This window comes from Ectobacillus sp. JY-23 (genome assembly GCF_023022965.1).
Classification (GTDB): domain Bacteria; phylum Bacillota; class Bacilli; order Bacillales; family Bacillaceae_G; genus Ectobacillus.
Genome location: NZ_CP095462.1, coordinates 3,286,398 through 3,310,779 on the forward strand (window position 1 = coordinate 3,286,398; position 24,382 = coordinate 3,310,779).

A 24,382-nucleotide genomic window follows, 5' to 3' on the forward strand; every position below is an offset into this window, starting at 1 on the left:
TGAAAAGTCATCCAAAAGTGGATGGCTTTTTTGTGTAGAAATACAACGAAAAACCGAGGGAAATGACGAGAAATGACTTATTTTATCTGAGGTCTCTTTTCAATCAGAGAAGGAGGGGCTTGACCAATCAGCGAAATTATACAAAGGTAAACTTTACTCAAGGAGGAATGTGCGATGTTTATGACGATTGGAAGAATCTTTGATTTGAGCGTGCAAAGCTATCCAAATCAAGAGGCACTTGTAGAACCTGCCAAAGGGATACGTTGGACGTATAAACAATGGGAAGAACAAGTGAATAAAACGGCAAATGCTTTACTTGCAAATGGTGTTACAAAAGGGGATTGTGTATCTGCATTTCTTTATAATTCGAGTGAATTTGCAACCGCTTACTTTGCTTGTGCTAAAATTGGTGCTATTTTTAATCCTATTAATTTCCGTTTAAAAGGAAGAGAAGTATCCTATATTTTACAAGATGCAGCGCCAAAGGTAGTATTATTTGAACAGGCTGTAGCAGCAATTGTAGAAACACTGGCAGAGGAATTTACGTCTATTTCCTTTTGGTGTATCGATGGTGAAACACCTGCGTATGCAACCTCTTATCATGAACATATGGCAAAGGCAACAGATCAACCTACTTTCATAACAGTAGAAGAATCAGATTATTGTTCTATTATGTATACAAGCGGCACAACGGGGCATCCAAAAGGAGTATTGCATCGCCACCGTGAAATGGCAGAGCATAGTTTAATTTGTACATATTATCTCAAGTATTCACGTGATACAGTCGGGCTTGTAACAGCACCTTTATATCATTGCGGCGAGCTTCATGCCGGCATTCTACCTCGGGTGCATGTGGGCGCGAAGAATGTGATTTTGCATCAATTCGAAACAAAACAAGTATTAAACACGATTCAAGAGGAAGGCATTACAACATTCTTCGCTGCTCCTACGATGTGGAATATGCTACTGCAGGAGGATCTAACACAGTATAAACTCGATACTATGAAAATTGGTATCTATGGAGGAGCGGCAATGGCACCTTCTCTTGTAAAGGAATGTAAAGAACGTCTGCATATTGATTTGGTACAAATTTACGGTATGACGGAAATGGGCCCAGTTGTCTCCTTTTTAGTAGAGGAAGACCAACTTACAAAAGCTGGTTCGGCAGGAAAAGCATGTTTTAATCACGAAATTCGTATTGTCAAACCGAATGAAGAAGGAATATCGGAGCCGGATGACGTACTTGCACCTTATGAGGTTGGAGAAATTATTATGAGGGGTCCTTGTATGATGGCTGCCTATCATAATCGCGCGGAAGCAACCACAAAAGCGACTTATAAAGGCTGGTATCATTCCGGAGACCTCGGTTATATGGACCGTGATGGATATCTATTTGTAGCTGACCGTGTGGATGATATGGTGATCAGCGGCGGTGTGAACATCTATCCACGTGAAATAGAGGATTTCTTGCATAGTCATGAAGACGTGCTCGATGTAGCAGTGCTAGGCGAGCCGGATAAACTGTGGGGTGAGCGCGTCGTAGCAGTGGTTGTGAAAAAGAATCCAAACCTTACAGCAGAAGAACTTGACGCCTACTGCAAGGGTGCAAACGGAATTGCAGATTATAAGCGCCCAAGACAGTATATTTTTATGGAAGAGCTACCACGCAATGCCAGCGGCAAACTGCAAAAATTTGTCCTTCGCCAGATGTTCACAACAACGGTTAAATAAAATAACCTAAAAGCTGCCTGAATTCAGGCAGCTTTTAGGTTATGGACTTGCAATTAAAATTTCTTATAAAACATCTTGACGAAAGAAAAGATATGTATTACAGTACAACTAAAGGTTTAAGTTTTTAAACATTTAATCATAAGAGTGTAAGAAAGGTTGATATAGATGAAAAATGAGACAGTATTAATTACCGGTGCATCAGGCGGTATTGGGAAAGAACTTGCTTATTTATTCGCGAAGGATGGCTATCATCTTGTATTGATAGCGCGTGATGGAAGTCGTTTAAAGAGTATTGCAAACGAACTACAGAACAAATATGGCACACAGGTTACCATGATAGCGAAGGATCTTTCTAATCAAGAGGCTGTAAGTGAAGTATACAAAGAATTGCAGGAAAAGCGTGTGCAGGTAGACTATCTTGTAAATAATGCTGGATTTGGCTTGTTTGGAGAATTCGCAAAAACTGACTTGGATAAAGAGCTTAATATGATTGATTTAAATATAAAGACGTTAACACATTTGACGAAGTTATTTTTAACAGGAATGATGGAGCGGAACAAAGGCGGTATTTTAAATGTAGCTTCCACTGCGGCATTCCAGCCGGGACCATTGATGGCTGTGTATTATGCAACGAAAGCATATGTGCTTTCTTTTACAGAAGCGCTTGACAATGAACTGAAAGATACAAATATTAAAGTAGCCGCACTTTGTCCGGGTCCAACACAAACAGAATTTTCAAGTCGTGCAGATCTTGGTGCATCTAAACTATTTAAGAGCGGTGTTATGGATGTAAAACAGGTTGCCACTATTGCCTATAAAGAATTCCAAAGTGGTAAAACCATTGTCATTCCAGGATTAAAAAATCGCATTCTGGCAGGCAGTATTCGCTTTATGCCGAGAAAGCTGGTAACCGCAATCGTTCGTCGTGTTCAAGAGCGAGAGCAGTAGGATTATAAATCAGGAAAAAGGAGTGAATGTGATTGAAACGAACAGCGCTGCTTTTAGGAGCATCAGGATTGGTAGGATCGGAGCTTTTACAAATATTATTAGCCTCTGAATTTTATCAAAAGATTACAGTTTTGGTACGCCGTAAGCTCCATATCAATCATCCAAAGCTTGTACAGATTGAGATTGATTTTGAGCGCATGCAGGAGTATGGTGCGCATTTTGAAGTGGACGATGTGTTCAGTTGTCTTGGCACCACGATTAAAAAAGCTAAAACACAAGAAAACTTTAAAAAGATTGATTATGGCTATACACTAGCCGCTGGAAATCTTGCCAAGCAGTATAAGGCAAAGCAATTCCTTGTCATCTCCTCTATTAATGCGGATGCTAGTGCGTCTGTCTTTTATAGCCGCGTTAAAGGAGAGACGGAGGAAGACTTAAAGAAGCTGCATTTACCGAGCCTGCATATATTTCGTCCATCACTTTTACTAGGGGACAGACAAGAATTTCGTCTGGGCGAAAAAATAGCAGAGAAAATAAGTACCGCGCTTCCTTTTTTGTTTAAGGGACCACTGCGTAAATATAAACCGGTTCATGCAAAAGATGTTGCGGGAAGTATGTATAAAGCTGCATTGACTGAAAAAAATGGTATTCACACGTACGAATCGCATATGCTACATCAAAGCTCGGATTAGTAGTCTGAGCTTTTTCTCATGTCAATTTTTAATCTGATATTTTTGTAAAATTACAAAAAAGAAGGATTTTTTCTATATCATCTCAAATTGTATAGTGTGAACAATAAAGGGGGATATGAAAATGACTGTATCAAGTTCTACTGAATGCGTTATTGTAAAATATGAAGGCCGTATTGCAACAGTAATGTTAAACCGTCCAACTGTTTTAAATGCTTTAGATGAGGCAACGTTAAAGGAATTGCTTGATAAGCTTAAGGAAGTGGCCAAAAGTGCAGTTGATGTGGTTGTATTGTGCGGCAACGGCAGAGGGTTCTCAGCAGGTGGCGACATTAAATCCATGCTAGCAAGCACTGACGAAAGTAAATTTTTGCCAATTATGGACGCAATCTCTGAACTTATTGTTACTTTGTATACAATGCCTAAATTGGTTATTAGTGCGATACACGGCCCTACTGCTGGTCTTGGATTAAGTTTAGCTTTAGCTGCGGACTATGTTATTGCTGACACTTCATCTGTCATTGCGATGAATTTTATCGGTATTGCTCTTATCCCAGATGGAGGCGGTCACTTCTTCCTGCAAAACCGTGTGGGTACCACGGTAGCGAAGCAGATTATTTGGGAAGGAAAGCGTATGACGGCAGATGAAGCGCTGAAAGCGGGGGTTGTAGATGAAGTTGTAGCTCAGGATTTTCCAAAAGCGGTAAGAGAAAAAGCGGAAGCGTGGTTGCAAAAGCCGGTTAAGGCAATGGTGCAAACAAAGCAAATTTTGTGTGAAGGAAATAAACAATCCTTGCTTCAAGTGCTTGAGCTTGAAAAAGAAGGACAATTCCGTATGCGTGCTACTGCAGATCATAAAGAAGGTATTGCGGCCTTTTTGGAAAAACGCATACCAGTGTTTCAAGGGAAATAAAAAGAAAAGAAGCACGGTGATTCCGTGCTTCTTAACGTTGAAATAGAATAAGCTTTCCGCTTGCGCTCGTACAGCGATGTGTATGTTCGTATGCATGATGCTCTCGAAGCAATTGCTCGCCAATTCGTTTTGCTTCTGCCTCACTAGCTGCCTCAAAGGTTTTATCAATTAACTTTTTCCCGTCTTTTTCATAAGCTGTGATTGTGTAAACGCCCATTTTTTTCTCCCCTTTGTATCGAAATCAGAATGTTATTACTATTTTGACATAAAAATGATTAGTATGCAAAAAGAAATTTGTTTGTGAGCATGCTACAATAAAAGATATAGTAGTACATATGTTTTGTTCTGCCGGTTAAAAGAGGAGAATAGCCTTTTTATAAATGATGTGATGCGGCCTATACGTAAGCTATAGCTGTGTTTATACATCCTTCGTTCCTCTTTCCTAATCTAAAAAGAAGATCCGTTATTTAATTTGTAATCATATACTCTATATAGGAAAGGAGTTTCGTTGATGACATCATTAACGTTTATTCATGCAGCGGATTTGCATCTTGATAGTCCATTCAAGGGCATGCAAGGACAAGTACCTCCTTGGTTGTTTGAGAAGATGAGAGAAAGTACCTTCCGGTCATTCATGCGTATAATTGATAAAGCAATTGTAGAGCGTGTAGATTTTGTCATATTAGCTGGTGATTTGTATGATGCGGAAACAAGGAGTTTACGTGCACAGTTATTTGTCAGAGACCAATTAAAGCGTTTAGATGAATATGGTATTCAGGTATATATCATTCATGGAAATCATGATCATTTGGGCGGGAACTGGGAAGGAATTTCTTTTTCACGTAATGTTCATGTTTTTAGTCAGCCGTATGTGGAACAAAAATTATATTACCGAGATGGGTTGCTTTTAGCTGCATTGTATGGATTTAGCTATCATCAAAAGGCTGTTCGAGACAATATGACCTCTCAATATAAAAAAATTGGGGATGCCCCTTTTCATATCGGCTTGTTACACGGTAGTGTAGAAAGTGATGAAAATCATAGTCGTTATGCGCCGTTTTCAATTTGTGAACTACAGGAGAAGAATTTTGATTATTGGGCCCTTGGTCATATCCATAAACGGAATATTGTAGGACATCAGCCTCCGATTGTGTATCCAGGAAATATTCAAGGTAGACATCGTAAAGAACTGGGAGAAAAAGGGTGTTATTTGGTACGATTGGAAGCTGACTTTGCTACACACACATTTATACCAACATCTGATTTAATTTGGCATGAAATTGAGGTTTCAATTGAAAACTTAGAGCAGGTTGATGAACTTTTACAAGCGTGCCATCAGGCGCTGGATACAATTCGCGATCCGGAAGGCGGAGCGCTTGTGTTTTTAATTTTTTCAGGGTGTGGTAACTTATCTGTTTATTTAAAGCGAGAATTAGACGAATTCATCCATATTTTACAAAGCACAGAAGAGCGTGAAGATTTTGTTTATGTTATAAAATATGAAAATCGTACGATATCGCAGGAGGCGTTGCGTGCACAATTGGACAACCCTTTTTTTGCTTCGTTGCTAGAGGAATGTGCTCAGTTTAATGATATGGATAGTATCTTGCGTCCCTTGAGAACCTCTGCGTCTGCTCGGCAGATTGAAGTGTTTTCCAAAGAGGACAAACAAGATATTCAAAGAGAAGCAGAACGGATTTTACTTCGAATGATTGGAGAGGTGGAAAGATGAGATTAGAAATCCTTCATATATACGGATATGGCAGCATAGAAAAGATGGAGCTGTCTTTGAAGGATATCACGGTACTATACGGAGAAAATGAAGCCGGAAAATCAACAATTCGTTCCTTTATCAAAAGTATTTTATTTGGGTTTCCGATAAGAGGACAATACAGATATGAGCCGAAAAGTGGCGCTGCTTACGGAGGCGCCATTACGATGATGACAGAAGAATATGGGCGTATTCGCGTGGAGCGTCTTCCTAAGCAAGCTGTAGGCGAGGTGATAGTTTACTTTTCAGACGGAATGCAAGGCGGAGAAGAAGTACTGCAGCAGCTGTTAAAAGGCATTGATATAGGCTTGTTTGAATCGGTATTTTCGTTTGATATGCATGGACTTCAAAATATCAGACGGGTAAGTCGAGAGGATCTCGGTAATTATTTATTCTCGGCAGGTGCGGTTGGAACAGATATATTGGTCAGGATGGAAAAAGAACTCAGCAGTGAGATAGAAGCTCTTTTTAAGCCGAATGGAAGAAAACCCATCATTAATGCTGGATTACAGGAGCTTGCAAAGTTAGGTGATTCGGTAAAGAAATGGCATGCAAAACTTGATGCATATGAAGAATGGCAGAGGAAAAAACGAGAATGCGAGGAGCATGTGGCGGCTCTCCGTATGGAGCAGGAGCAACTGCGACTGCATATGCAGGACTGCGAAACCATGCGAACATTGCAGCCACTCCTGCTACAACGACAAAAGGATGAGGATTTTCTACATACTTTTTCTGCAGTTTCGTTTCCCATAAACGGAATTGCTAGATATGAAGCTTTGATGGCAGAGTGGAAACCAATCCGCGCACGAATGGAGACTCTTGAACAAAAGATACAAGATGAAACAAGAATGCTCAACGAGTTGCGTGTATCGGCCAATCTATTGAAGCGAGAAGCTCTTGTTGATGAATGTCGCCTCGGTCATATGTCTTATGAAAGCGAAAAGCAAGAGTTGGAGCTCATGAATCGTTCTATTGTACAAATGAAGGAAGACTTGTTTACGTTACAAGAAAGTACAGGTGTACTACATGATGTACAAGAAATAGATACGAGTCTCGCTGCAAAAGAAGCCATGAGACAACTTGTACAAACAGCGCAGCGACTCTCGGAGCAGAAGCATCAGCTTGATGAGCGTTTTACTGAAGTGAAAGCGCAGCTTGAGGAACAGGAAGAACGTGTGCGGCATATTAAGGGAAACAGAGAAGGGCGTGCTCACAATCAAAAGAAGAATATATCCTTTGCTAATATAAAAATGCTAGCCGTAGGGTTAGCGATTAGTATTTTCTTATTTGCAGCGGGTCTTCTTATTGGGATTAAAGGATTATCTATATTCAGTTTGGTACTATTTGCAGGGATCATTGTATTTTGGATGATGAATCGAACACCTCATAATGATGCTGTGAAACAATTAGAAGAAGTAGAGGTCTTTAAATTGCAGCAGGCAGAGAAGGCGTATGAACGGATTTTGCAGCAATATGAGGAATGGGAGCAAGCCTCGTATGGATTACAACAAGAAACAGAACGTATGAGAAAAGCGTATGCCTTACCACATTCTCTCCCTCACGCTCAACTGCTGCTAGCTTTTGAGAAGCTGGAGAAGATGAAGCGATTACAACGCGAGATTATACTGAAAACAAAGCAGTGTGAAGATATACTTAAGCGCACAAAGCAATTTGAGCAAAAGGTTTTAGTATTAAAGCAAGAATTTAAAATTTCTTCCAGTTCTGTATCCGGTATACTCCACAGTATATATGCCCTCATGCAGGATGAAAAAGAAAAGCAAGTAAAGAAACAGCGAGGGATGGAACTTCTTGCGGAAAAACAGGCAGAATATGAAGAACTGCAACATGCGCATGCTGCATATGTTAAGGAGCGAGATGAGCTTTGGCAAGAAGCAGCAGTTTCCAGCGAGGAGTCATTTTATCAGCGGGGTAAAGAATATGAAGCGGCAGAGAGCATGAAAAAGCAGTTGTCTTTTGCCGATACACAAATCAAGATATTACAAGAACGGCTACATTATGTAGATATCACCAACCGAACAGTTTGGATAGACAACTATGAAGCGCTGTATCAAACCTATATAAAAGAAATGCAGCGTATTCAGCAAGCAGAGCGGCAGCTACAGGAGCAAATTGTGCAGTATCAGGCGGAAATAACTGGACTTGAAGAAGGAGGCGCTTATCCGGAGCTTTTACATGAATGGGAAGTGCGCAAAGAGAACTTGCGTGAACAAATGAAGAAATGGGCAGCATATAACATTGCAAAGGCTATACTAGAAAAAACAAAAGCACGCTATCATGATGAGCAATTACCCCGTACGTTAGAAGCAGCAGAGCAATATTTTCTTCATCTAACAAACGGTCGATATCAGCGTGTGTTTGCACCTACGGATGAAAGTGTATTTATAGTGGAGCGGACGGATGGTATGAGGTTTGCGGCACATGAACTCAGTCAAGCTACTGCTGAGCAGCTATATCTTTCATTGCGACTAGCACTGGCGGATACACTAGACCGGAAGCTTCCGTTGGTGATAGATGATAGCTTTGTACACTTTGACCAGGAAAGAACGGAGAGAGCTATTTCTTTGCTTCATCACATTGCGCAAAAGCGACAAGTTATCTTTTTCACCTGTCATACCCACTTGCTCTCTCTCTTTGATACGGCTGAAACCATACAGTTAAAAGGCGCGGAGTTCGTTTGAATACTCATACAGACTGACCTGTCATGGTATAATAAATATAACTTACGCTGGAGGAACGAATATGAAAAAGAAAATTTTACAATATGAGGTCGGTGAATCAGTAGAGGTGCTTCTGCTTATTAAGTCAGCTGCACGAGGAATTGCCAGTAATGGCAAGCCATTTCTTACCTTAATGCTTCAGGACCAAAGCGGTGAAATTGAAACAAAGCTATGGGACGTATCAAAAGAAGATGAACAACAGTATGTGCCAGAGCGAATCGTAAAAGTTGCGGGTGACATCCAAAACTATAAGGGCCGCATTCAACTAAAATTGAAGCAAATCCGCATTTTACAGCCACATGAGGCACCGGATGTGTCGGAATTTTTAGAGCGTGCTCCTTTAACAAAAGAAGCGATGATGGAGAAGGTCACACAATTTGTGTTTGAAATGCGCAATCCAAATTTGCAGCGTATAACGAGGCACCTAGTAAAGAAATACCAGACGCAATTTTTAGAGTATCCAGCTGCAACGAAAAACCATCATGAGTTTGTTTCAGGACTAGCATATCACGTGGTATCTATGCTAGAATTGGCAAAATCCATCGCAGATTTGTATCCTACCTTAGATCGCGATTTACTCTATGCAGGTGTTATTTTACATGATCTTGGCAAAGTCATTGAATTGTCTGGTCCTATTTCTACTACCTATACAGTAGAAGGCAATTTGCTTGGCCATATTTCCATTATGGTAGGCGAAATCTCTAAAGCAGCGGATGAGCTGCAAATTATCGGTGAAGAAGTTTTAATTTTACAGCATATTGTGTTAAGTCATCACGGTAAGGGAGAATGGGGTAGTCCAAAGCCACCGATGGTACGGGAAGCAGAAATTTTGCATTATATTGATAATTTAGATGCGAAGATGAATATGATGGATCGTGCGCTCAGCCGCGTCAAGCCTGGAGAATATACAGAGCGTGTCTTTGCGCTAGAAAACCGTTCCTTCTATAAACCTAAATTTCATAGTTAAGGTATAAACAATAGGCTTTCCTCATATAGTTGTAATAAAACAGCTTGTCTGAGGAGTGAAAATATGGAATTGGCATGGTGGGTATACCTTGTGATGATTGGGATTGTAGTGAGTGGCTACATGGTATTGCATACAGCAAAAAAAGAAGAAGAGATGGATAGAGAGTTTATTGAACGTGAAGGAGAAGTGTATATGAAGCGCTTGCGTGCAGAACAGGAGCGGCGCAGTGCGAAGAAGGATGAAAACACTCTCCTTTTATAAGCCGGCGTGCCCGGCTTTTTGTTGTCTAATATGTACAAGATATGATAAATATTCTCTTTCCTAGGAAAGGAAAAACAGATGGAATTTCATGAACAGCGTGTATTGCCGGCAGTACGGCACATCAAAGATTTAGAAAAACTATTGCGAAGCAAGTATACCTACATCGTGCTTTTAGATTTGCATGTAGCGCAAATGAAAAGTGTGATTTCCTTGGCAAAACGCCATGGGAAAAAGGTGTTTTTACATGTGGATTTAATTCGTGGTCTGCAAAGTGATGCATATGCAACTGATTTTTTGTGTCAAGAGTTCGAACCGTACGGCTTGCTTTCCACAAAAGCAAACGTCATAATAAAAGCGAAGCAAAAGGGTGTTGTAGCTATACAGCGTATCTTTTTAATTGACTCGAGCTCACTTGAGAAAAGCTATGCTTTGCTAGAAAAAACAAGGCCGGATTATATTGAAGTATTACCTGGGGCACTGACGGAAGTAATTGCTGAGGTAAAAGAGCGAACGGGAATCCCAATTCTAGCAGGTGGTTTTCTTCGTAGTGTAGAAGACGCAGAAAAGGCGTTAGCCGCAGGGGCAACGGCAATTACAACTTCTGACCGTAGTCTGTGGGAACATTATGAAAACAAATAACTGGTTTCTATTGACAACGCTTACAAAGATAGTTAGTATTATAAGCAAGTTAATAATAGTGACGGAGAAAAAAGAGATCCACATTCAAATACTTTTGCCTTTGGGCAGAAGTAAAAGGGTGTGGTCTTTTCTTTTTTTGAAATGAATGGCCATTCAACACTATTAAAACAAAAATGAAGACCAGTACTTTTTTAAAAGAAGGACATGGTTGTGAGTAGAAGCTGTTAATCTCAGCGGATATGCAAATACAGCAGAGCTTTGTAAATGTGGATAAGAAATGAAAAAGACAATCTATAGGATTATGAGAAACGGGGTGGCTCTATGTCAGCATTTTTAGGAGAATTGATTGGAACAATGGTGCTTCTTATTTTAGGAGGCGGTGTATGTGCAGGTGTTACTCTGAAAAAGTCATTAGCACAAAATGCAGGCTGGATGGTAGTAACGATGGGATGGGGACTTGCAGTAGCTGTAGCTGCTTATGCAGTTGGAAGTATCAGTGGTGCGCATTTAAATCCTGCTTTGACACTAGCTTTGGCCTTTAGTGATAGCTTTCCTTGGGAACAAGTACCACTATATATAACAGCACAAATGATTGGTGCTTTTTTAGGTGCCACAGTGGTGTTCTTTCACTATTTGCCTCATTGGAAGGAAACTGAAGATGCGGGCGCGAAGTTAGGAGTATTTGCAACCGGACCAGCGATTTATCATCCATTTGCTAACCTACTTAGTGAACTTATTGGAACGTTTATACTTGTATTTGGAATACTGGCAATTGGTGCGAATAAATTTACGGATGGTTTGAATCCATTCATTGTGGGCTTCTTAGTTGTAAGCATCGGGCTATCATTAGGAGGAACAACTGGCTATGCTATTAATCCTGCTCGTGATTTAGGTCCGCGTTTGGCACATTTTCTACTCCCTATTCCGGGAAAAGGGGCTTCGAATTGGCGATATGCTTGGATTCCAATTGTGGGACCTATACTTGGCGGTTCACTGGGAGGCATGTTTTATCGCACGGTATTTGTGGGAAAAGAAGCACCAGCATTATTATATGTATTAATCGCATCTGCTATAATACTGGCGTTGGCCTATGTCTTGGGCAAGAAAGAGCAAACAACACCTAATAAAAAACTGGCAGCTTAAGGGGGCTTTATGAATGGAAACATATATTCTTTCACTGGATCAAGGAACAACAAGTTCTCGTGCTATTTTATTTAACAAAGAAGGTAAAATCGTTCATTCTGCACAAAAGGAGTTTACACAGCATTTTCCGAAGCCAGGCTGGGTGGAGCATAATCCAAACGAAATCTGGGGTTCTATTTTGGCTGTTATTGCGAGCTGCTTAAGTGAAGCAAATGTAAAGCCGGAACAAATTGCCGGTATCGGGATTACAAATCAGCGTGAAACGACAGTCGTGTGGGAAAAGGCAACGGGCAGACCTGTTTACAATGCGATTGTATGGCAGTCGCGTCAAACAGCAGATATTTGTGAAGAACTGAAAAAAGAAGGCTATAATGATCTGGTACGAGCCAAAACGGGACTATTGATTGATGCGTATTTCTCCGGAACAAAGGTAAAATGGATTTTAGATCAGGTAGAGGGTGCGCGTGAGAAAGCGGAAAATGGAGAGCTCTTATTTGGAACGATTGATACATGGCTCGTATGGAAGCTGTCTGGTGGTACGGTACATGTGACGGATTATTCTAATGCTTCAAGAACATTAATGTATAATATTCACGAACTAAAATGGGATGAAGAACTTCTTGCAATGTTAAACGTACCAAAAAGCATGCTACCGGAAGTTCGTCCTTCTTCTGAGATATATGGTCATACGATACCATACCACTTTTTTGGGCAGTCTGTCCCGATTGCCGGGGTTGCAGGCGACCAACAGGCTGCATTGTTTGGACAAGCGTGCTTTGCAGAAGGTATGGCAAAGAATACGTATGGAACAGGTTGCTTTATGCTTATGAACACGGGTGAAAAAGCAGTGGCTTCTGAGCATGGGTTATTAACAACTATTGCGTGGGGGCTTGATGAAAAGGTAACTTATGCCCTTGAAGGGAGCATTTTTGTGGCGGGATCAGCTATCCAATGGCTCCGAGATGGACTGCGCATGATCAAAGATGCGAAGGAAAGCGAATTATATGCAGAACGTGTAGATTCTACCGATGGTGTGTATGTAGTACCTGCCTTCGTCGGTCTCGGAACACCGTACTGGGATAGTGATGTACGTGGTGCTATATTTGGTGTAACGAGAGGTACTACCAAGGAGCACTTTATCCGTGCGACTTTAGAATCCTTAGCATATCAAACAAAAGATGTACTAGATGCGATGGAGGCAGATTCCGGCATCGATTTGCAAACACTACGCGTAGACGGTGGTGCGGTTAAAAACAATTTCTTAATGCAATTCCAAAGCGATCTGTTACATGTACCTGTAGAGCGTCCGGTTGTAAATGAGACAACAGCATTAGGTGCTGCATATTTGGCAGGTCTTGCGACAGGATACTGGGAGAGCCAAGCGGAAATTGCAAAGCAATGGAATATGGATCGTTCTTTTGAACCGAAAATGGAAGAGGCACGTCGCACAGAGCTATATACAGGCTGGAAAAAAGCAATTGAAGCAACAAAAGTTTTCAAATAAGTAAAATTGTAGTATAATAGAAATAAGTTAATATATTGTCAAGAGTTTTAGAGAGACCGCAATGCGCTATAGATGCATATTCTATAGTGCAGTTTGTGGTCTCTTTTTTGCATAGGCTGTGTTAAAGTCTAATGTTAATCATTTGCACTTGTTGATTGGAGTGAAGGGGGAGACTCCCTGACCGCCCGTGGAAAGCGAACCGCCGTAACGGAAATCAACAACAAACTTGAACAGAGCCTTTGCATAAAAAAAGGAGGAAAAAGTGATGGGAACTTTATTTTCAAGCAGAATACGCAAACAAGAGTTAAGAACGATAAATAAACAATATGTGGATGTATTAATTATTGGTGGAGGAATTACAGGGTGTGGTATTGCACTTGATGCAGTGACACGGGGAATGTCAGCCGTGCTATTTGAAATGCAAGACTTTGCTGCAGGCACATCTAGCCGCTCTACCAAGCTTGTACATGGCGGTCTTCGCTATTTAAAGCAGTTTGAAGTGAAAATGGTAGCAGAGGTAGGCAAAGAACGAGCAATCGTATATGAAAACGGACCGCATGTCACAACACCAGAATGGATGCTACTTCCGATTCATAAAGGTGGTACATTTGGGAAGCTCAGTACATCAATTGGCCTACGGGTATACGATTTCTTAGCAGGGGTAAAACGTAATGAGCGCAGAACGATGTTAAGTAAGGAGGAAACATTAAAGCGTGAACCACTTGTCAAGCAAGCCGGACTAAAAGGCGGCGGGTATTATGTAGAGTATCGCACAGATGATGCTCGGTTAACGATGGAAGTGTTAAAAGAGGCTGTAAATAGAGGTGCCAAAGCATTTAACTATGTAAAAGTCGATTCTTTTTTATATGAAAATGGCAAAGTGATTGGTATAGAGGCTGTTGATCAAATTGATGGTACTACGTATCATGTGTACGCAAAAAAAATAATTAACGCAACTGGTCCATGGGTGGATTTCCTTCGTGAAAAAGATAAATCACGCAACGGCAAGAAATTGCAATTATCTAAGGGTGTACATCTTGTAATTGATCAAAAGCGTTTCCCGTTGCAACAAGCTATTTATTTTGATACACCAGACGGTCGTATGGTATTTGCGATCCCTAGAGGGGGAAAAGCCTATGTTGGCACAACCGATACGTTTTATAAGGAAGATGCTGCGCATCCGCGTATGACGACAGAGGATCGAGACTATATTATCAATGCAATTAATTATATGTTCCCAAGCGTGAAGATTACAGAACAGGATATTGAATCTAGCTGGGCCGGGGTACGTCCTCTAATTTATGAAGAAGGAAAGAATGCTTCGGAAATTTCACGAAAAGATGAAATCTGGCAATCTCCAAGTGGTCTTATCACAATTGCCGGCGGTAAGCTTACAGGATATCGTAAAATGGCGGAGATGGTAGTAGACCTTGTGGCTGATTTATTACGAAAAGAAACAGGGGTACGCTATCAGTCCTGCCAAACGAAACCAATGGCTATTTCAGGAGGAGATGTCGGAGGTTCTAAAGGGTTTGATGCATTTGTTGACGAGAAAACAAGATTAGGACAACAAAGAGGGTTGACCAAACAAATTGCTGAGCAGTTTGCTCGTTTTTATGGTTCTAATGTAGACACATTATTTGATTTGTATGAGAAGCATGGAAAAGAAGCGCAGACCTATCAATTATCGGTCGATGTATTTATACCACTTGTATATGCACTCGATTATGAGATGGCAGTAAAGCCTACGGATTTCTTGGTTCGACGTACAGGCGATGTGTTCTTTAACATCGACCGCGCATACCGCAGTAAAGACGGTGTTATTCAATATATGAGTAAGCGTTTAGGCTGGAGTACCCAAGAGAAAATCACCTATAGTAAAGAAGTAGAGTATGCGCTTCGTGCTGCCATACAACCTGTCGATCAAGATGAGACGAATTCTGTAGGGGCTTAAACGAAAAACAAGAGACAGCTTTAGCCGTCTCTTGTTTTTCGTTTTATTGTTGTCCAGCAGGTTGTGGGGCTGGTTTTAAAGCGTCTTTTAAGTCTTTGTCCTCAATTTTTACGTTTGCTTTTTTCAGTTCTTTATCAACAAGCTCATTCATGAATGCAGAATCCTGCATTTTTTCTTCGACAAGCTTATCTTTAATCTTAGACTTTTCTTCTTCAAATGACTTTAGTTCTTTAATATCAGTTACCTTGATGATATGGTAGCCGTATTGTGACTTTACGGGCTCACTGATTTCACCTTTTTTCAGCTTATAAGCAGCTTCTTCAAATTCAGGAACCATTTGTCCAGGACCGAAATAATCCAAGTCCCCACCTTTTTCACCTGAACCTTTATCTTCAGAATATTGCTTTGCTAACTCTTCAAATGATTGTCCTTGTGCTAAAAGATCTTTTACTTTTTTCGCTGTTTCTTCATCTTTTACAAGAATGTGACTTGCTTTAATTTCAGGCTTATAATGCTCTTTTAATTCTTTATCAGTCAAGCTTGAAGCAACTGCTTTTTTCAAAGCAAGACTAGAGCGAATTTGCTTTTTAAAGGAATCCTCTGTCATGCCGCTTTGTTTTAGCAATTCTTTAAATTGATCTCCGTATTGCTTCTTTGCATCTTCGTACTCTTTGTCCACATCTTTTTCACTTACTTTATACTTCTTTGTAAACACTTTCTCAATAACTAATTGCTTCAGGACACCTTGTCCAGCACGCTCCTTCATTGCATCGTAAAACTCTTCCTTTGTTACGTTTCCGGAGCTTGACTTCACGATTGTATCGGAAGAGCCGCAAGCCGAAAGAGCAAATACGCTCGAAGCTGCCAGTGCAATTATTGCTTTCTTCATGTTAACACTCCTACTTTATGTATTTTTACAGTATGGTCCAATCAGAAAAGAGACTCTGAGTTGTAGACCTCCTTCGCCTATTATCGCATAAATAAAAGAAAAAGCGCAACATTTGTCAGTTTTGTTTGCAAATTTAGGGGATATATGTAAAGTTTTAATCTTTATGGGCAAAAGAGTGTTTCTTCTCATATGATACCGCAGATAAACAAAGGAGGGGTATCTATGGATTTTAATAACGGCTTTGTTATATTGCTTATTTTATTTATTCTTTTGATTATTGTTGGATGTATTTATATGTATTAATTGAAATTCTGGGTAAATACCTAATCCATTATAGCGACAAGCGCATACAATATCATACTTCAATATGAATTCGCTGTAGCGGATTTATATGAACAAGGAGGTGTGAAGCATGAGCGGAGGATACTACAACGGTTTTGCATTGGTGGTTGTATTGTTCATTTTGTTGATCATCGTAGGTGCTGCTTGGTTGTACTAATTGTAAATGTACAAAACATAAAACATCGGCCAAGATGCGGCCGATGTTTTTTATGTATGTTTACATTAGATAAGATGAATTGCTACAAACACCCTTACATAAGCGGATATTAGTAAAATGGTAACACAGATATTGATGACACGAAATAAACGAATGGCGCGGGTAGGTGTGATTGCTTTGCGTACACAAAGATGATGCGTCAATACGTTTATATAAAACAGAATGAAGCATGCGAATAGTGCAAATAAAATAAGCAAGAAAACACCTCCTTTGGTTTTAGTCAGCATGAAAGGGAGTCGTATATAGGAGGTTTAATATTATGAAGGCCTGAACAAAGGTGTTTGAATCGTAAAAAGCGGAGAATACCGCTTCTTACAGTACAAAAAAGCGCTTCCATTAAAGGAGTAAATAAACTATAAGTGCAATAATATTATTTTTTGATGAGCTTTTTGTCTTGTTCAGTAAAGTTATCTTCAATATTGTCTAATGACTTTTCAAAAATATCGATGAAATCTTGACCATATATATTTCTCAGAATCGCCATTAATTCAATATTTTCTGGAAATTTACCATAAAAATCACGAAGTGCGAGCGCCCCGTTGAAAACAGAATTCTTTTCAGGATCGTACTGCTCCATAAGCGTTAGTAACAATTGTTCGCCGCTTTCAGTAATTTCAATGTATGTGTTGCGCTTGTCATCCTCTTTTTTTGAAAAAATTAGCAAACCTCTCTCTTCTAGTTTTTTAGAAAAGTTGAATGCTGTGGAAACATGCATCACACCAAACTTAGCAATCTCAGAAATAGAGGCTCCTTTGAGGTGATACGCAATCCAAAGAATGTGGTGTTCATTAATATTCAGGTCATACGGCTTAATCCATTGTTGCCAATCTTTTTCTACGCATTTCCATAAAGCTTTTGATAATTGTGCTATGCGCTGACTAAAAATCATAGCTTCTTTTACTGAGTAACTCTTCTCCCCGTTTTTCATTAACTCACCTGCTTTTCTCTCAATCTACTTCATTATTATCTATTATGCCAGTAAAATAAAAATTAATAAAGAACTTTTGTTAGAATTGTTAAAATTTTTTGTTTAAGCCAGGATTTGTAAATCCTGGCTTTTTTACTATTCCTTAGGCGGTACTGCGTTTTGTAGTTGTTGCAATGACATTTGAATTTCCTTCAACTCTTGTTCAATATTCTCTTTATTAGGCTTGATTTCCTGCTGCCAAGTCGAAAATGCATGTTGCATATCTTCTTTTAGGTCATTAAACACAACCTTACTTTCAGAAGCAACTTGTATGATTTGATCTTTTAATAGCAATGATTGACCCTTTAGGTCACCTAGAGACTGTTTGGCAAGAGTGCTTTTTTGTTTTACTTTTTTACGAAAATCTTTTCCAGAAGAAGGAGCAGCGCATAAAACAGCGATTCCTGCTGCCGCACCTCCAACGATTAGACCTGTAAAAAATGCTGTTGCTTTTGACATATAATACCTCCTGATAATTTTTTCATGAATAAGGGACAACATGCATATGTGTAGAGTAGGAGGGATGATCCATGTTGTTCCTGTTGCTTATAGTGAGTGCGTATTGTTTCATTCGCGCAGGCTTACTTTTATCAGAAAAAAGTATGTATCCACCACCGCTTGTACGGAAACGAAAAGCAAGGTTTCATGTTAGTCTTGCGCTTGTATTATTAATTCTTGCATTCTTATTATGAAAAGTTGCGTGCAATGGAAGCAGCGATTTGTTGTAAATCAGCTGAAGTGTAATCATCCGCATTTGATTTCCATGTTGCATCAAATCCATCATTTTTGCTGTAACGCGGGATGATATGGATATGAAAGTGAAAAATCGTTTGCCCAGCATCTTCTCCGTTGTTGTTCAATAAGTTCAATCCAATTGGGTTGAACTCCTTTTTTATGGCTTCTGCAATTTTTGGAACGGCAGCGAAAGTGTTGGCAGCTATGTCTGACGTAAGTTCAAAGATATTTTCTTTATGTATTTTGGGTACAACGAGGGTGTGTCCCTTTGTTACTTGGCTAATGTCTAAAAATGCATACACGTGTTCATCTTCATATACTTTAGCGCTTGGAATGGTACCTGTAGTAATTTTGCAGAACAAGCAATTTTCTGAATGATGCATGTCAATCACCCTTTCTTACATATTCTTAGGCGTATTTTATCATATTTACGTGATATACAACAGAAAAACAGGAAGCGAAACGCTTCCTGTCCCATGAGAAAGGTGTATTGAAAAACTTATCGTATTATACCTTTAGGAGACACCTCATTTGTTAGGAAAAATTTGCGCATTTTCACTTCTCTGCTCTGCTCGAGACACCCCATTTACGGTTGAAGTATATGCCTTTTCCAATCATGAATTGCTGTTAGAGAAACAGATATCTCTACTCTCCGACAAACACCTCATTTTCAACAAAATGCTACGTTTCTCTTACTTGGTCTTTAATCGACACCCCGTTTCAAAATGATTCCTATATGTGATCATTTGCTCGGCTTGTGTTTTTCAATATCGCCCTTCCTCACTAATTATCATGTCCACAATTGCAAAGGGTATGCAGCTGTTTTATAAAAACTTTTATCAGCAAAAAAAATACCGTTTTTTCAAATGTGCATTCTAGTTAGTTTTTTTGGTAAGATGGACATATATTGCTTCAGAGGAGGGGGATTTATGGATACATTATTACGCATAGAAGGTATTACGGGAGGATATACGAAGCGGCCGGTGCTACAGGACGTGTCGTTTTCCATCGCTTCTGGTGAATTAGTGGGACTTATTGGATTAAACGGAGCGGGAAAAAGTACAACCATTAAGCATATCATTGGGCTGATGGAGCCAAGGAAGGGAAAGATTGCAATTGGTGGAAAAACATTTGCAGAAGATCCTACCGCGTATCGAGCCAGTTTTACCTATATACCAGAAACGCCCGTTCTATACGAAGAGTTAACACTTGAGGAGCATTTACAACTAACGGCTATGGCTTACGGTTTATCAGAGGAGATATATAAGGAAAGAGTTCCAGCACTTTTAAAAGAATTTCGCATGACAAATCGTTTAAAGTGGTTTCCTTCCCACTTTTCCAAAGGGATGAAGCAAAAGGTAATGATTATGTGCGCTTTTTTGGTGCAACCTTCCTTATACATTGTGGACGAGCCGTTTTTGGGACTAGATCCGCTTGGGATTCAATCTTTGTTGCAAATGATGGATAAAGCGAAAAAAAGTGGTGCGGGTATTTTAATGAGTACCCATATTTTAGCTACCGCAGAGCGCTATTGTGATTCGTTTGTTATTTTGCATCATGGGCAGGTACGAGCAAAAGGAACCTTAGAAGAGCTGCGTCTTCAATTCTCTATGCCAAGTGCTACATTGGATGATATCTATATTGCGCTCACAAAGGACGATGACTATGAACACGAATGAGCTATGGAAGCAAAGGTTCACATTGTTTCTTGCCAATATTCGAACGTATAGCCGTTACATTTTTAATGATCATATTAGTATTGCTCTTGTATTTGGCCTTGGTCTTGGCACGTATTATTACAGAGAATGGTTACATACCTTATCTCCAGACTTTCCTGCAGCATTTATCATAGCGCTTGTACTTTCTCTTGTGCTGACAGCAGGATCTGTTCAAACATTATTTAAGCCGGCCGATCTCGTATTTTTACTTCAGGTTGAAGAGAAACTTGGTATCTATATACAGAAAGCTTTTCGCTATTCTTATGTGATGCAGCTATATGTTCTTTCTTTGTTTTTTGCCGTATTTGCACCGTTATATACGAAAACGCTAGGAAACGTTCAAAGCTATCTTGTATTGTTATTGCTTGCAGTTCTTGCGAAACTTTGGAACCTAATGGGGTATTGGAAAAGTTCCTTTGATATGAATCATAATGTAAGACGCTTTGACCGTGTGATTCGATTTTTCTTCAACTTTTTATTAATGTTTTTTGCCGCTGTGCATGATTCAATTTTTATCGTGGGAGCGATTGTAGCAACAATGGTACTGTATTTGCTTTTGCTGCAAAGAAAGCAAAAAGGCAAAGGACTGCACTGGGAGTATTTAATTGAAGAGGAAAATCGACGTATGCTCTTATTTTATCGCATTGCCAACATGTTTACAGATGTTCCTGCGTTAAAAGAGCAAGTACGTCGCCGTCCTTGGTTGGACTTTGTTGCAAATATGGTTCCATTTCAGCAAAGAAGTACATACACGTTCTTGTACACACGAACTTTTCTACGGTCAGGAAATTATCTAGGTATATATGTACGCTTGCTTTCGTTAGGAGCTATTCTTGTATATATAGTACCGTCTTTATACGGGCGGATGCTGCTCAGTGGTTTATTTCTGTACTTGTTAGGTTATCAAGCATTAAGCCTTTGGAGACAGCATAGTTTAAAGCTATGGGTGGGGCTATATCCTGTACCTGAAGTAATGAAAAAGCAATCCTTTTTACGTGTTCTCTTTATACTGTTACTTGTAGCCGCTACCGTACTCATCATTGTTTTTGCGATTTCCACAAAGCACTGGATTATGACAGGAGCACTGACAATCGGCAATATTGCAGTGGCTCTCTGGTTTACGTACATATATGGTAAGCGCAAAATACAGAGGTGATAAAATGAACGCATATGAACAACAAGTTATGCACGACCTTGCTACCTGGAAGAAAGCGATGCTGAAAGAGTCTTCACTTGTAAATCGTTTTTCTAAAAAGGTACAGACAAAGGTGCAGGAATTGATTCCAGAAAAAGCGCATGCCATTATTACAGAAACGATGAAGAAAATGGTACAAGGAATTGTCGTCGGTACTGATTTTATTCAGCCAGTCCTTAAAAATAAAACTTTGACCTTACAAGAGCGGGACGAACGCGTTAAAAAGAAGATAGAAGATTATAAAAGAATCGCAGCAGTAGAGGGAGCTGGTACCGGAGCGGGAGGCATTCTGCTTGGGTTAGCTGATTTTCCTTTATTACTCACGATTAAAATTAAATTTCTGTTTGATGCAGCAACGCTGTACGGATATGATACAAGTAAAGAAGAGGAACGGTTATTTTTGTTACATATCTTTCAGTTGGCCTTTTCAAGTGATGAGCATCGCCGCGATATCTTTTCTATTGTAGAGAATTGGGAAGAAGAAAAAGGGCGACACATGGATTGGCGTAAGTTTCAGCAGGAGTATCGTGATTATATCGATTTTGTAAAAATGCTACAGCTTGTTCCGTTTATTGGTGCACCGGTGGGCGCTTATGCAAATTACAATCTGCTACAGCGCCTTGGTGATATTACGATAAAATGCTATCAAATGAGATGGCTGAATGAGCATAAAGGATGAGTCTGCTGATGCAGGCTCATTTTATTTCTCAGGAAATGTCTAACTCTGTCGTTTTGGTACATAAAGGAAAACAAATGATGAATACTAAGGGGTAATTATATTGTGGAAATGAGGTAACTGCATTGAAAAAAGGCTGGAGGATAATCGGTGTTGCTGCATTCATGTTTGTTACAGCATGTATTGGATACTTTGTCATGATTTTATTCGGTAATTATGCTATAGATGAAAGCAAACTTGTGTTACAATCCACGTCCCGTATTGTAGATGAAGAGGGAAATGAAATTACAAAAATGTATACACAAAATCGGGAACCAATTTTGCTTGAAGATGTACCTGTTCATGTACAGCATGCATTCCTAGCAATAGAAGATGAACGCTTTTATCAGCATCACGGAATGGACGGAACAGCTCTTATACGTGCTTTTTATCGAAATATACGTGCTGGTGAAAAAGTAGAAGGAGGAAGCACAATTACGCAACAGGTTGCCAAAAATGTGTTTCTAACCAATGAAAAAACATGGTCTCGTAAGCTTAAGGAACTTGCAATTGCTATGAATTTAGAAAGACGATACACAAAAAAGCAGATTTTAGAGCTATACATGAATCAAGTGTATTTCGGTCATGGTGTATACGGTATTAAGGCAGCTTCCCTATTTTACTTTCAAAAGCAACCGGCTGAACTGGATGTGGCAGAGGGAGCGCTTTTAGCAGGGCTTATGAAAGCACCGGGTATGTACTCTCCTATTTTGCACCCACAAGAAAGCAAGGATCGTCGTAACTTAGTGCTCGCACAAATGAATAAAACGGGATGGTTATCAGCCGAAGAAGTTATTCGCTATCAAGGGCGAACATTAGCACTTCGTTTGGCTAATAAAAAAGATGAGCAACCTTTTTTGCCTTACATAGATATGGTGTTTCAAGAGGCTGCAGATGTATACCATCTATCGTATGAAGAAGTATTAAGAGGTGGATACACGTTTGTTGTGGGCTTGGATAAAGACCTGCAACAAAAAGCATACGATTTATTCCAAGATAAAAATAATTTTCCAAAACAAAGTTCTGATGTCGAGGGAGCTCTTGTATTAATGGACAGCAAAACTGGTGCCATCCAGGCAGCGTTAGGGGGAAGGAAGTATGTGCCACGCGGCTGGAATCGCGTGTATCAAAAAAGGCAACCAGGTTCAACAATTAAGCCTCTTTTAGTTTACGGGCCTGCGCTGGAGACAAAAAAATATAGGCCATATTCCTTACTTACTAATGAAAAACAGAATTTTAACGGATATCTGCCCCGCAATTATAATAATCGCTATTCAAAGGAAATTACAATGTATGATGCAGTGAAAGATTCTGCAAACGTACCTGCTGTATGGCTATTAAATGAGATTGGTCTTGGTACAGGGAAAAAATATTTAGAACTTGCGGATGTTTCAATAGAAGTGGACGGATTGAGTGCTGCGCTTGGCGGCCTAAAGGAAGGTGTTTCACCGATTGATTTGGTGAAAATGTATAGAGCTTTCGGGGCTAAAGGACGTATTGTACAGCCTCACGTCATTCGCAAAATTTTAAATCAAAAAGGTGAAGCGATTGCAGAGGCGCACTATGAAGAAAAGAAATTGTTTTCTGAACAAACGGCATGGTATATGACAAGAATGCTGGAGGCAGTAGTAAAAGAAGGAACCGCCAAAGTTGGTCGCTATGATGGTGCATTGGCAGGAAAAACAGGGACAACTTCCATTTCCGGGCAAGAAGAAGGGGCCAGAGATGCTTGGTTTGTCGGATTTACCCCGAGCGTTGTTGGTGCGGTTTGGATGGGATATGATCGAACCGATGCTTCCCACTATATAAAAGGAGGCAGCAGCTATCCCACATCACTATTTAAAAAAATTTTAATGAATACAGAAGCCGAAGCCTTCGCTTCATTTGAAAAGCCAGATGGTGTGAAGCAAATTGGAGATCCAATTCGAATGGCTCCTTTAAAAGAGGTGCAAATGCGAGTAATATTTACACCATTTGGCTTATTTACAGCCAATCTCACATGGAATCCCCTTTTGGATAAGCGTGTGCAATATCGCATTTACAAAGAGGGGAGCTCGCAACCAATTGCTACTGTTACGGGAAAAGGCTTTTATGATGTGAAACGTATTAATGTGTTTTCTCCCCCTACTTTTTATGTAGTTCCGTACAATCCGCAAACAAAGCAGGAAGGGGAAAAAACAAAAGTGAAGAAGCGTTGAATATAACAAATTTATGTTATAATGAATTTTGTGAAAATAGGGTGTATGTTTGTTCAAAATACGTTTTGTGGCGAAATTTGAGCATAAAAAGTGGCAATTTAATGAACATGGATATTTGTTTGTGCAATTTAGAGTGCAAGAAGGTATA

25 protein-coding genes are annotated in these 24,382 nt (G+C 39.8%); 19 read left to right on the plus strand and 6 right to left on the minus strand.

The window, feature by feature from the left end:
* Positions 1-174: 174 nt before the first annotated feature.
* The 4 genes from MUG87_RS16615 to MUG87_RS16630 all read left to right on the plus strand — a co-directional run bounded on the left by MUG87_RS16615 (position 175) and on the right by MUG87_RS16630 (position 4,281).
* Positions 175-1,731 carry a fatty acid--CoA ligase gene (locus tag MUG87_RS16615; protein WP_247083619.1) on the plus strand — a complete coding sequence of 519 codons (1,557 nt, stop codon included), beginning with the start codon at positions 175-177 and terminating at the stop codon, positions 1,729-1,731.
* Between the two features lie 165 nt (positions 1,732-1,896).
* Positions 1,897-2,679 carry an SDR family NAD(P)-dependent oxidoreductase gene (locus MUG87_RS16620; protein ID WP_247083621.1) on the plus strand — a complete coding sequence of 261 codons (783 nt, stop codon included), beginning with the start codon at positions 1,897-1,899 and terminating at the stop codon, positions 2,677-2,679.
* A gap of 32 nt (positions 2,680-2,711) precedes the next feature.
* The gene (locus MUG87_RS16625) at positions 2,712-3,371 is read left to right on the plus strand and encodes an oxidoreductase (RefSeq protein ID WP_247083622.1); all 660 of its coding nucleotides are present in this window, start codon (positions 2,712-2,714) and stop codon (positions 3,369-3,371) included.
* A gap of 121 nt (positions 3,372-3,492) precedes the next feature.
* Positions 3,493-4,281, plus strand: a complete 789-nt coding sequence (locus MUG87_RS16630; RefSeq protein ID WP_247083623.1) for an enoyl-CoA hydratase — start codon at positions 3,493-3,495, stop codon at positions 4,279-4,281.
* A gap of 31 nt (positions 4,282-4,312) precedes the next feature.
* Here the strand turns inward: MUG87_RS16630 and MUG87_RS16635 are convergent, their stop codons facing one another.
* A complete protein-coding gene (locus tag MUG87_RS16635; RefSeq protein WP_247083624.1) occupies positions 4,313-4,498 on the minus strand; it encodes a YhzD family protein in 186 nt (61 codons plus the stop codon).
* A gap of 294 nt (positions 4,499-4,792) precedes the next feature.
* Between MUG87_RS16635 and MUG87_RS16640 the strand changes: the two genes are divergently transcribed.
* The 8 genes from MUG87_RS16640 (at position 4,793) to MUG87_RS16675 (ending at position 15,258) form a co-directional block, all read left to right on the plus strand.
* On the plus strand, positions 4,793-6,013 hold the full coding sequence (locus MUG87_RS16640; protein ID WP_247083625.1) for a metallophosphoesterase family protein: 1,221 nt from the start codon (positions 4,793-4,795) through the stop codon (positions 6,011-6,013).
* Positions 6,010-8,751, plus strand: coding sequence for an ATP-binding protein (locus tag MUG87_RS16645; protein ID WP_247083626.1), 2,742 nt, complete (start codon positions 6,010-6,012; stop codon positions 8,749-8,751). The genes MUG87_RS16640 and MUG87_RS16645 overlap by 4 nt, the downstream gene beginning before the upstream one ends.
* A gap of 61 nt (positions 8,752-8,812) precedes the next feature.
* The gene (yhaM, locus tag MUG87_RS16650) at positions 8,813-9,757 is read left to right on the plus strand and encodes a 3'-5' exoribonuclease YhaM (protein ID WP_247083628.1); all 945 of its coding nucleotides are present in this window, start codon (positions 8,813-8,815) and stop codon (positions 9,755-9,757) included.
* Positions 9,758-9,820: 63 nt separating this feature from the next.
* Positions 9,821-10,018 carry a sporulation YhaL family protein gene (locus tag MUG87_RS16655; protein ID WP_247083630.1) on the plus strand — a complete coding sequence of 66 codons (198 nt, stop codon included), beginning with the start codon at positions 9,821-9,823 and terminating at the stop codon, positions 10,016-10,018.
* Between the two features lie 78 nt (positions 10,019-10,096).
* A complete protein-coding gene (locus MUG87_RS16660) occupies positions 10,097-10,657 on the plus strand; it encodes a glycerol-3-phosphate responsive antiterminator (protein ID WP_247083633.1) in 561 nt (186 codons plus the stop codon).
* Between the two features lie 321 nt (positions 10,658-10,978).
* Positions 10,979-11,800 carry an MIP/aquaporin family protein gene (locus tag MUG87_RS16665; RefSeq protein ID WP_247083635.1) on the plus strand — a complete coding sequence of 274 codons (822 nt, stop codon included), beginning with the start codon at positions 10,979-10,981 and terminating at the stop codon, positions 11,798-11,800.
* Between the two features lie 13 nt (positions 11,801-11,813).
* Entirely contained in the window at positions 11,814-13,304 is a 1,491-nt protein-coding gene (glpK, locus tag MUG87_RS16670) for a glycerol kinase GlpK (RefSeq protein ID WP_247083637.1), read from the plus strand.
* A gap of 265 nt (positions 13,305-13,569) precedes the next feature.
* Positions 13,570-15,258, plus strand: a complete 1,689-nt coding sequence (locus MUG87_RS16675) for a glycerol-3-phosphate dehydrogenase/oxidase (RefSeq protein WP_247083640.1) — start codon at positions 13,570-13,572, stop codon at positions 15,256-15,258.
* Between the two features lie 43 nt (positions 15,259-15,301).
* On the opposite strand, the gene prsA is transcribed toward MUG87_RS16675, so the two are convergent.
* On the minus strand, positions 15,302-16,147 hold the full coding sequence (gene prsA / locus MUG87_RS16680; RefSeq protein WP_247083642.1) for a peptidylprolyl isomerase PrsA: 846 nt from the start codon (positions 16,145-16,147) through the stop codon (positions 15,302-15,304).
* A gap of 201 nt (positions 16,148-16,348) precedes the next feature.
* Here prsA and MUG87_RS16685 point away from each other — a divergent pair, with 201 nt between their 5' ends.
* Together MUG87_RS16685 and MUG87_RS16690 are read left to right on the plus strand one after the other, a co-directional pair.
* On the plus strand, positions 16,349-16,450 hold the full coding sequence (locus MUG87_RS16685) for a YjcZ family sporulation protein (protein ID WP_247087746.1): 102 nt from the start codon (positions 16,349-16,351) through the stop codon (positions 16,448-16,450).
* Positions 16,451-16,559: 109 nt separating this feature from the next.
* Entirely contained in the window at positions 16,560-16,646 is an 87-nt protein-coding gene (locus MUG87_RS16690; protein ID WP_124565272.1) for a YjcZ family sporulation protein, read from the plus strand.
* 65 nt (positions 16,647-16,711) lie between these two features.
* Here MUG87_RS16690 and MUG87_RS16695 read toward each other — a convergent pair whose 3' ends face one another.
* From MUG87_RS16695 to MUG87_RS16705, 3 genes are all read right to left on the minus strand, one after another.
* A complete protein-coding gene (locus MUG87_RS16695; protein ID WP_247083644.1) occupies positions 16,712-16,903 on the minus strand; it encodes a hypothetical protein in 192 nt (63 codons plus the stop codon).
* 173 nt (positions 16,904-17,076) lie between these two features.
* The gene (locus MUG87_RS16700) at positions 17,077-17,634 is read right to left on the minus strand and encodes an HTH-type transcriptional regulator Hpr (protein WP_247083646.1); all 558 of its coding nucleotides are present in this window, start codon (positions 17,632-17,634) and stop codon (positions 17,077-17,079) included.
* 135 nt (positions 17,635-17,769) lie between these two features.
* The gene (locus MUG87_RS16705) at positions 17,770-18,132 is read right to left on the minus strand and encodes a YtxH domain-containing protein (RefSeq protein ID WP_247083647.1); all 363 of its coding nucleotides are present in this window, start codon (positions 18,130-18,132) and stop codon (positions 17,770-17,772) included.
* A 71-nt stretch (positions 18,133-18,203) separates the two neighbouring features.
* Here MUG87_RS16705 and MUG87_RS16710 point away from each other — a divergent pair, with 71 nt between their 5' ends.
* Entirely contained in the window at positions 18,204-18,365 is a 162-nt protein-coding gene (locus tag MUG87_RS16710; protein ID WP_247083648.1) for a hypothetical protein, read from the plus strand.
* Here the strand turns inward: MUG87_RS16710 and MUG87_RS16715 are convergent.
* Positions 18,360-18,791: an HIT family protein gene (locus MUG87_RS16715; protein ID WP_247083649.1), complete on the minus strand. Its 432-nt coding sequence runs from the start codon at positions 18,789-18,791 to the stop codon at positions 18,360-18,362. The genes MUG87_RS16710 and MUG87_RS16715 overlap by 6 nt on opposite strands.
* Positions 18,792-19,337: 546 nt before the next feature.
* Here MUG87_RS16715 and MUG87_RS16720 point away from each other — a divergent pair.
* The 4 genes from MUG87_RS16720 to MUG87_RS16735 all read left to right on the plus strand — a co-directional run bounded on the left by MUG87_RS16720 (position 19,338) and on the right by MUG87_RS16735 (position 24,234).
* Positions 19,338-20,087 (plus strand): ABC transporter ATP-binding protein, encoded by a 750-nt coding sequence (locus MUG87_RS16720; protein ID WP_247083650.1) that lies wholly within the window; start codon positions 19,338-19,340, stop codon positions 20,085-20,087.
* Entirely contained in the window at positions 20,074-21,282 is a 1,209-nt protein-coding gene (locus MUG87_RS16725) for an ABC transporter permease (protein ID WP_247083652.1), read from the plus strand. Before MUG87_RS16720 ends, MUG87_RS16725 begins: the two co-directional genes overlap by 14 nt.
* 4 nt (positions 21,283-21,286) lie before the next feature.
* The gene (locus MUG87_RS16730; protein ID WP_247083654.1) at positions 21,287-22,000 is read left to right on the plus strand and encodes an EcsC family protein; all 714 of its coding nucleotides are present in this window, start codon (positions 21,287-21,289) and stop codon (positions 21,998-22,000) included.
* A 122-nt stretch (positions 22,001-22,122) separates the two neighbouring features.
* Complete coding sequence (locus tag MUG87_RS16735) at positions 22,123-24,234, plus strand: transglycosylase domain-containing protein (RefSeq protein WP_247083656.1); 2,112 nt, start codon at positions 22,123-22,125, stop codon at positions 24,232-24,234.
* Positions 24,235-24,382 lie beyond the last annotated feature (148 nt).

Coding starts and splice junctions, on each gene's coding strand:
- MUG87_RS16705 (WP_247083647.1), bottom strand. CDS start 18,132: ATGTCAAAAGCAACAGCATTTTTTACAGGTCTAATCGTTGGAGGTGCG.
- MUG87_RS16710 (WP_247083648.1), top strand. CDS start 18,204: ATGTTGTTCCTGTTGCTTATAGTGAGTGCGTATTGTTTCATTCGCGCA.
- prsA (WP_247083642.1), bottom strand. CDS start 16,147: ATGAAGAAAGCAATAATTGCACTGGCAGCTTCGAGCGTATTTGCTCTT.
- MUG87_RS16675 (WP_247083640.1), top strand. CDS start 13,570: ATGGGAACTTTATTTTCAAGCAGAATACGCAAACAAGAGTTAAGAACG.
- MUG87_RS16660 (WP_247083633.1), top strand. CDS start 10,097: ATGGAATTTCATGAACAGCGTGTATTGCCGGCAGTACGGCACATCAAA.
- MUG87_RS16730 (WP_247083654.1), top strand. CDS start 21,287: ATGAACGCATATGAACAACAAGTTATGCACGACCTTGCTACCTGGAAG.
- MUG87_RS16665 (WP_247083635.1), top strand. CDS start 10,979: ATGTCAGCATTTTTAGGAGAATTGATTGGAACAATGGTGCTTCTTATT.
- MUG87_RS16725 (WP_247083652.1), top strand. CDS start 20,074: ATGAACACGAATGAGCTATGGAAGCAAAGGTTCACATTGTTTCTTGCC.
- MUG87_RS16615 (WP_247083619.1), top strand. CDS start 175: ATGTTTATGACGATTGGAAGAATCTTTGATTTGAGCGTGCAAAGCTAT.
- MUG87_RS16640 (WP_247083625.1), top strand. CDS start 4,793: ATGACATCATTAACGTTTATTCATGCAGCGGATTTGCATCTTGATAGT.
- MUG87_RS16620 (WP_247083621.1), top strand. CDS start 1,897: ATGAAAAATGAGACAGTATTAATTACCGGTGCATCAGGCGGTATTGGG.
- MUG87_RS16715 (WP_247083649.1), bottom strand. CDS start 18,791: ATGCATCATTCAGAAAATTGCTTGTTCTGCAAAATTACTACAGGTACC.
- MUG87_RS16700 (WP_247083646.1), bottom strand. CDS start 17,634: ATGAAAAACGGGGAGAAGAGTTACTCAGTAAAAGAAGCTATGATTTTT.
- MUG87_RS16635 (WP_247083624.1), bottom strand. CDS start 4,498: ATGGGCGTTTACACAATCACAGCTTATGAAAAAGACGGGAAAAAGTTA.
- glpK (WP_247083637.1), top strand. CDS start 11,814: ATGGAAACATATATTCTTTCACTGGATCAAGGAACAACAAGTTCTCGT.
- MUG87_RS16645 (WP_247083626.1), top strand. CDS start 6,010: ATGAGATTAGAAATCCTTCATATATACGGATATGGCAGCATAGAAAAG.
- MUG87_RS16690 (WP_124565272.1), top strand. CDS start 16,560: ATGAGCGGAGGATACTACAACGGTTTTGCATTGGTGGTTGTATTGTTC.
- MUG87_RS16720 (WP_247083650.1), top strand. CDS start 19,338: ATGGATACATTATTACGCATAGAAGGTATTACGGGAGGATATACGAAG.
- yhaM (WP_247083628.1), top strand. CDS start 8,813: ATGAAAAAGAAAATTTTACAATATGAGGTCGGTGAATCAGTAGAGGTG.
- MUG87_RS16630 (WP_247083623.1), top strand. CDS start 3,493: ATGACTGTATCAAGTTCTACTGAATGCGTTATTGTAAAATATGAAGGC.
- MUG87_RS16655 (WP_247083630.1), top strand. CDS start 9,821: ATGGAATTGGCATGGTGGGTATACCTTGTGATGATTGGGATTGTAGTG.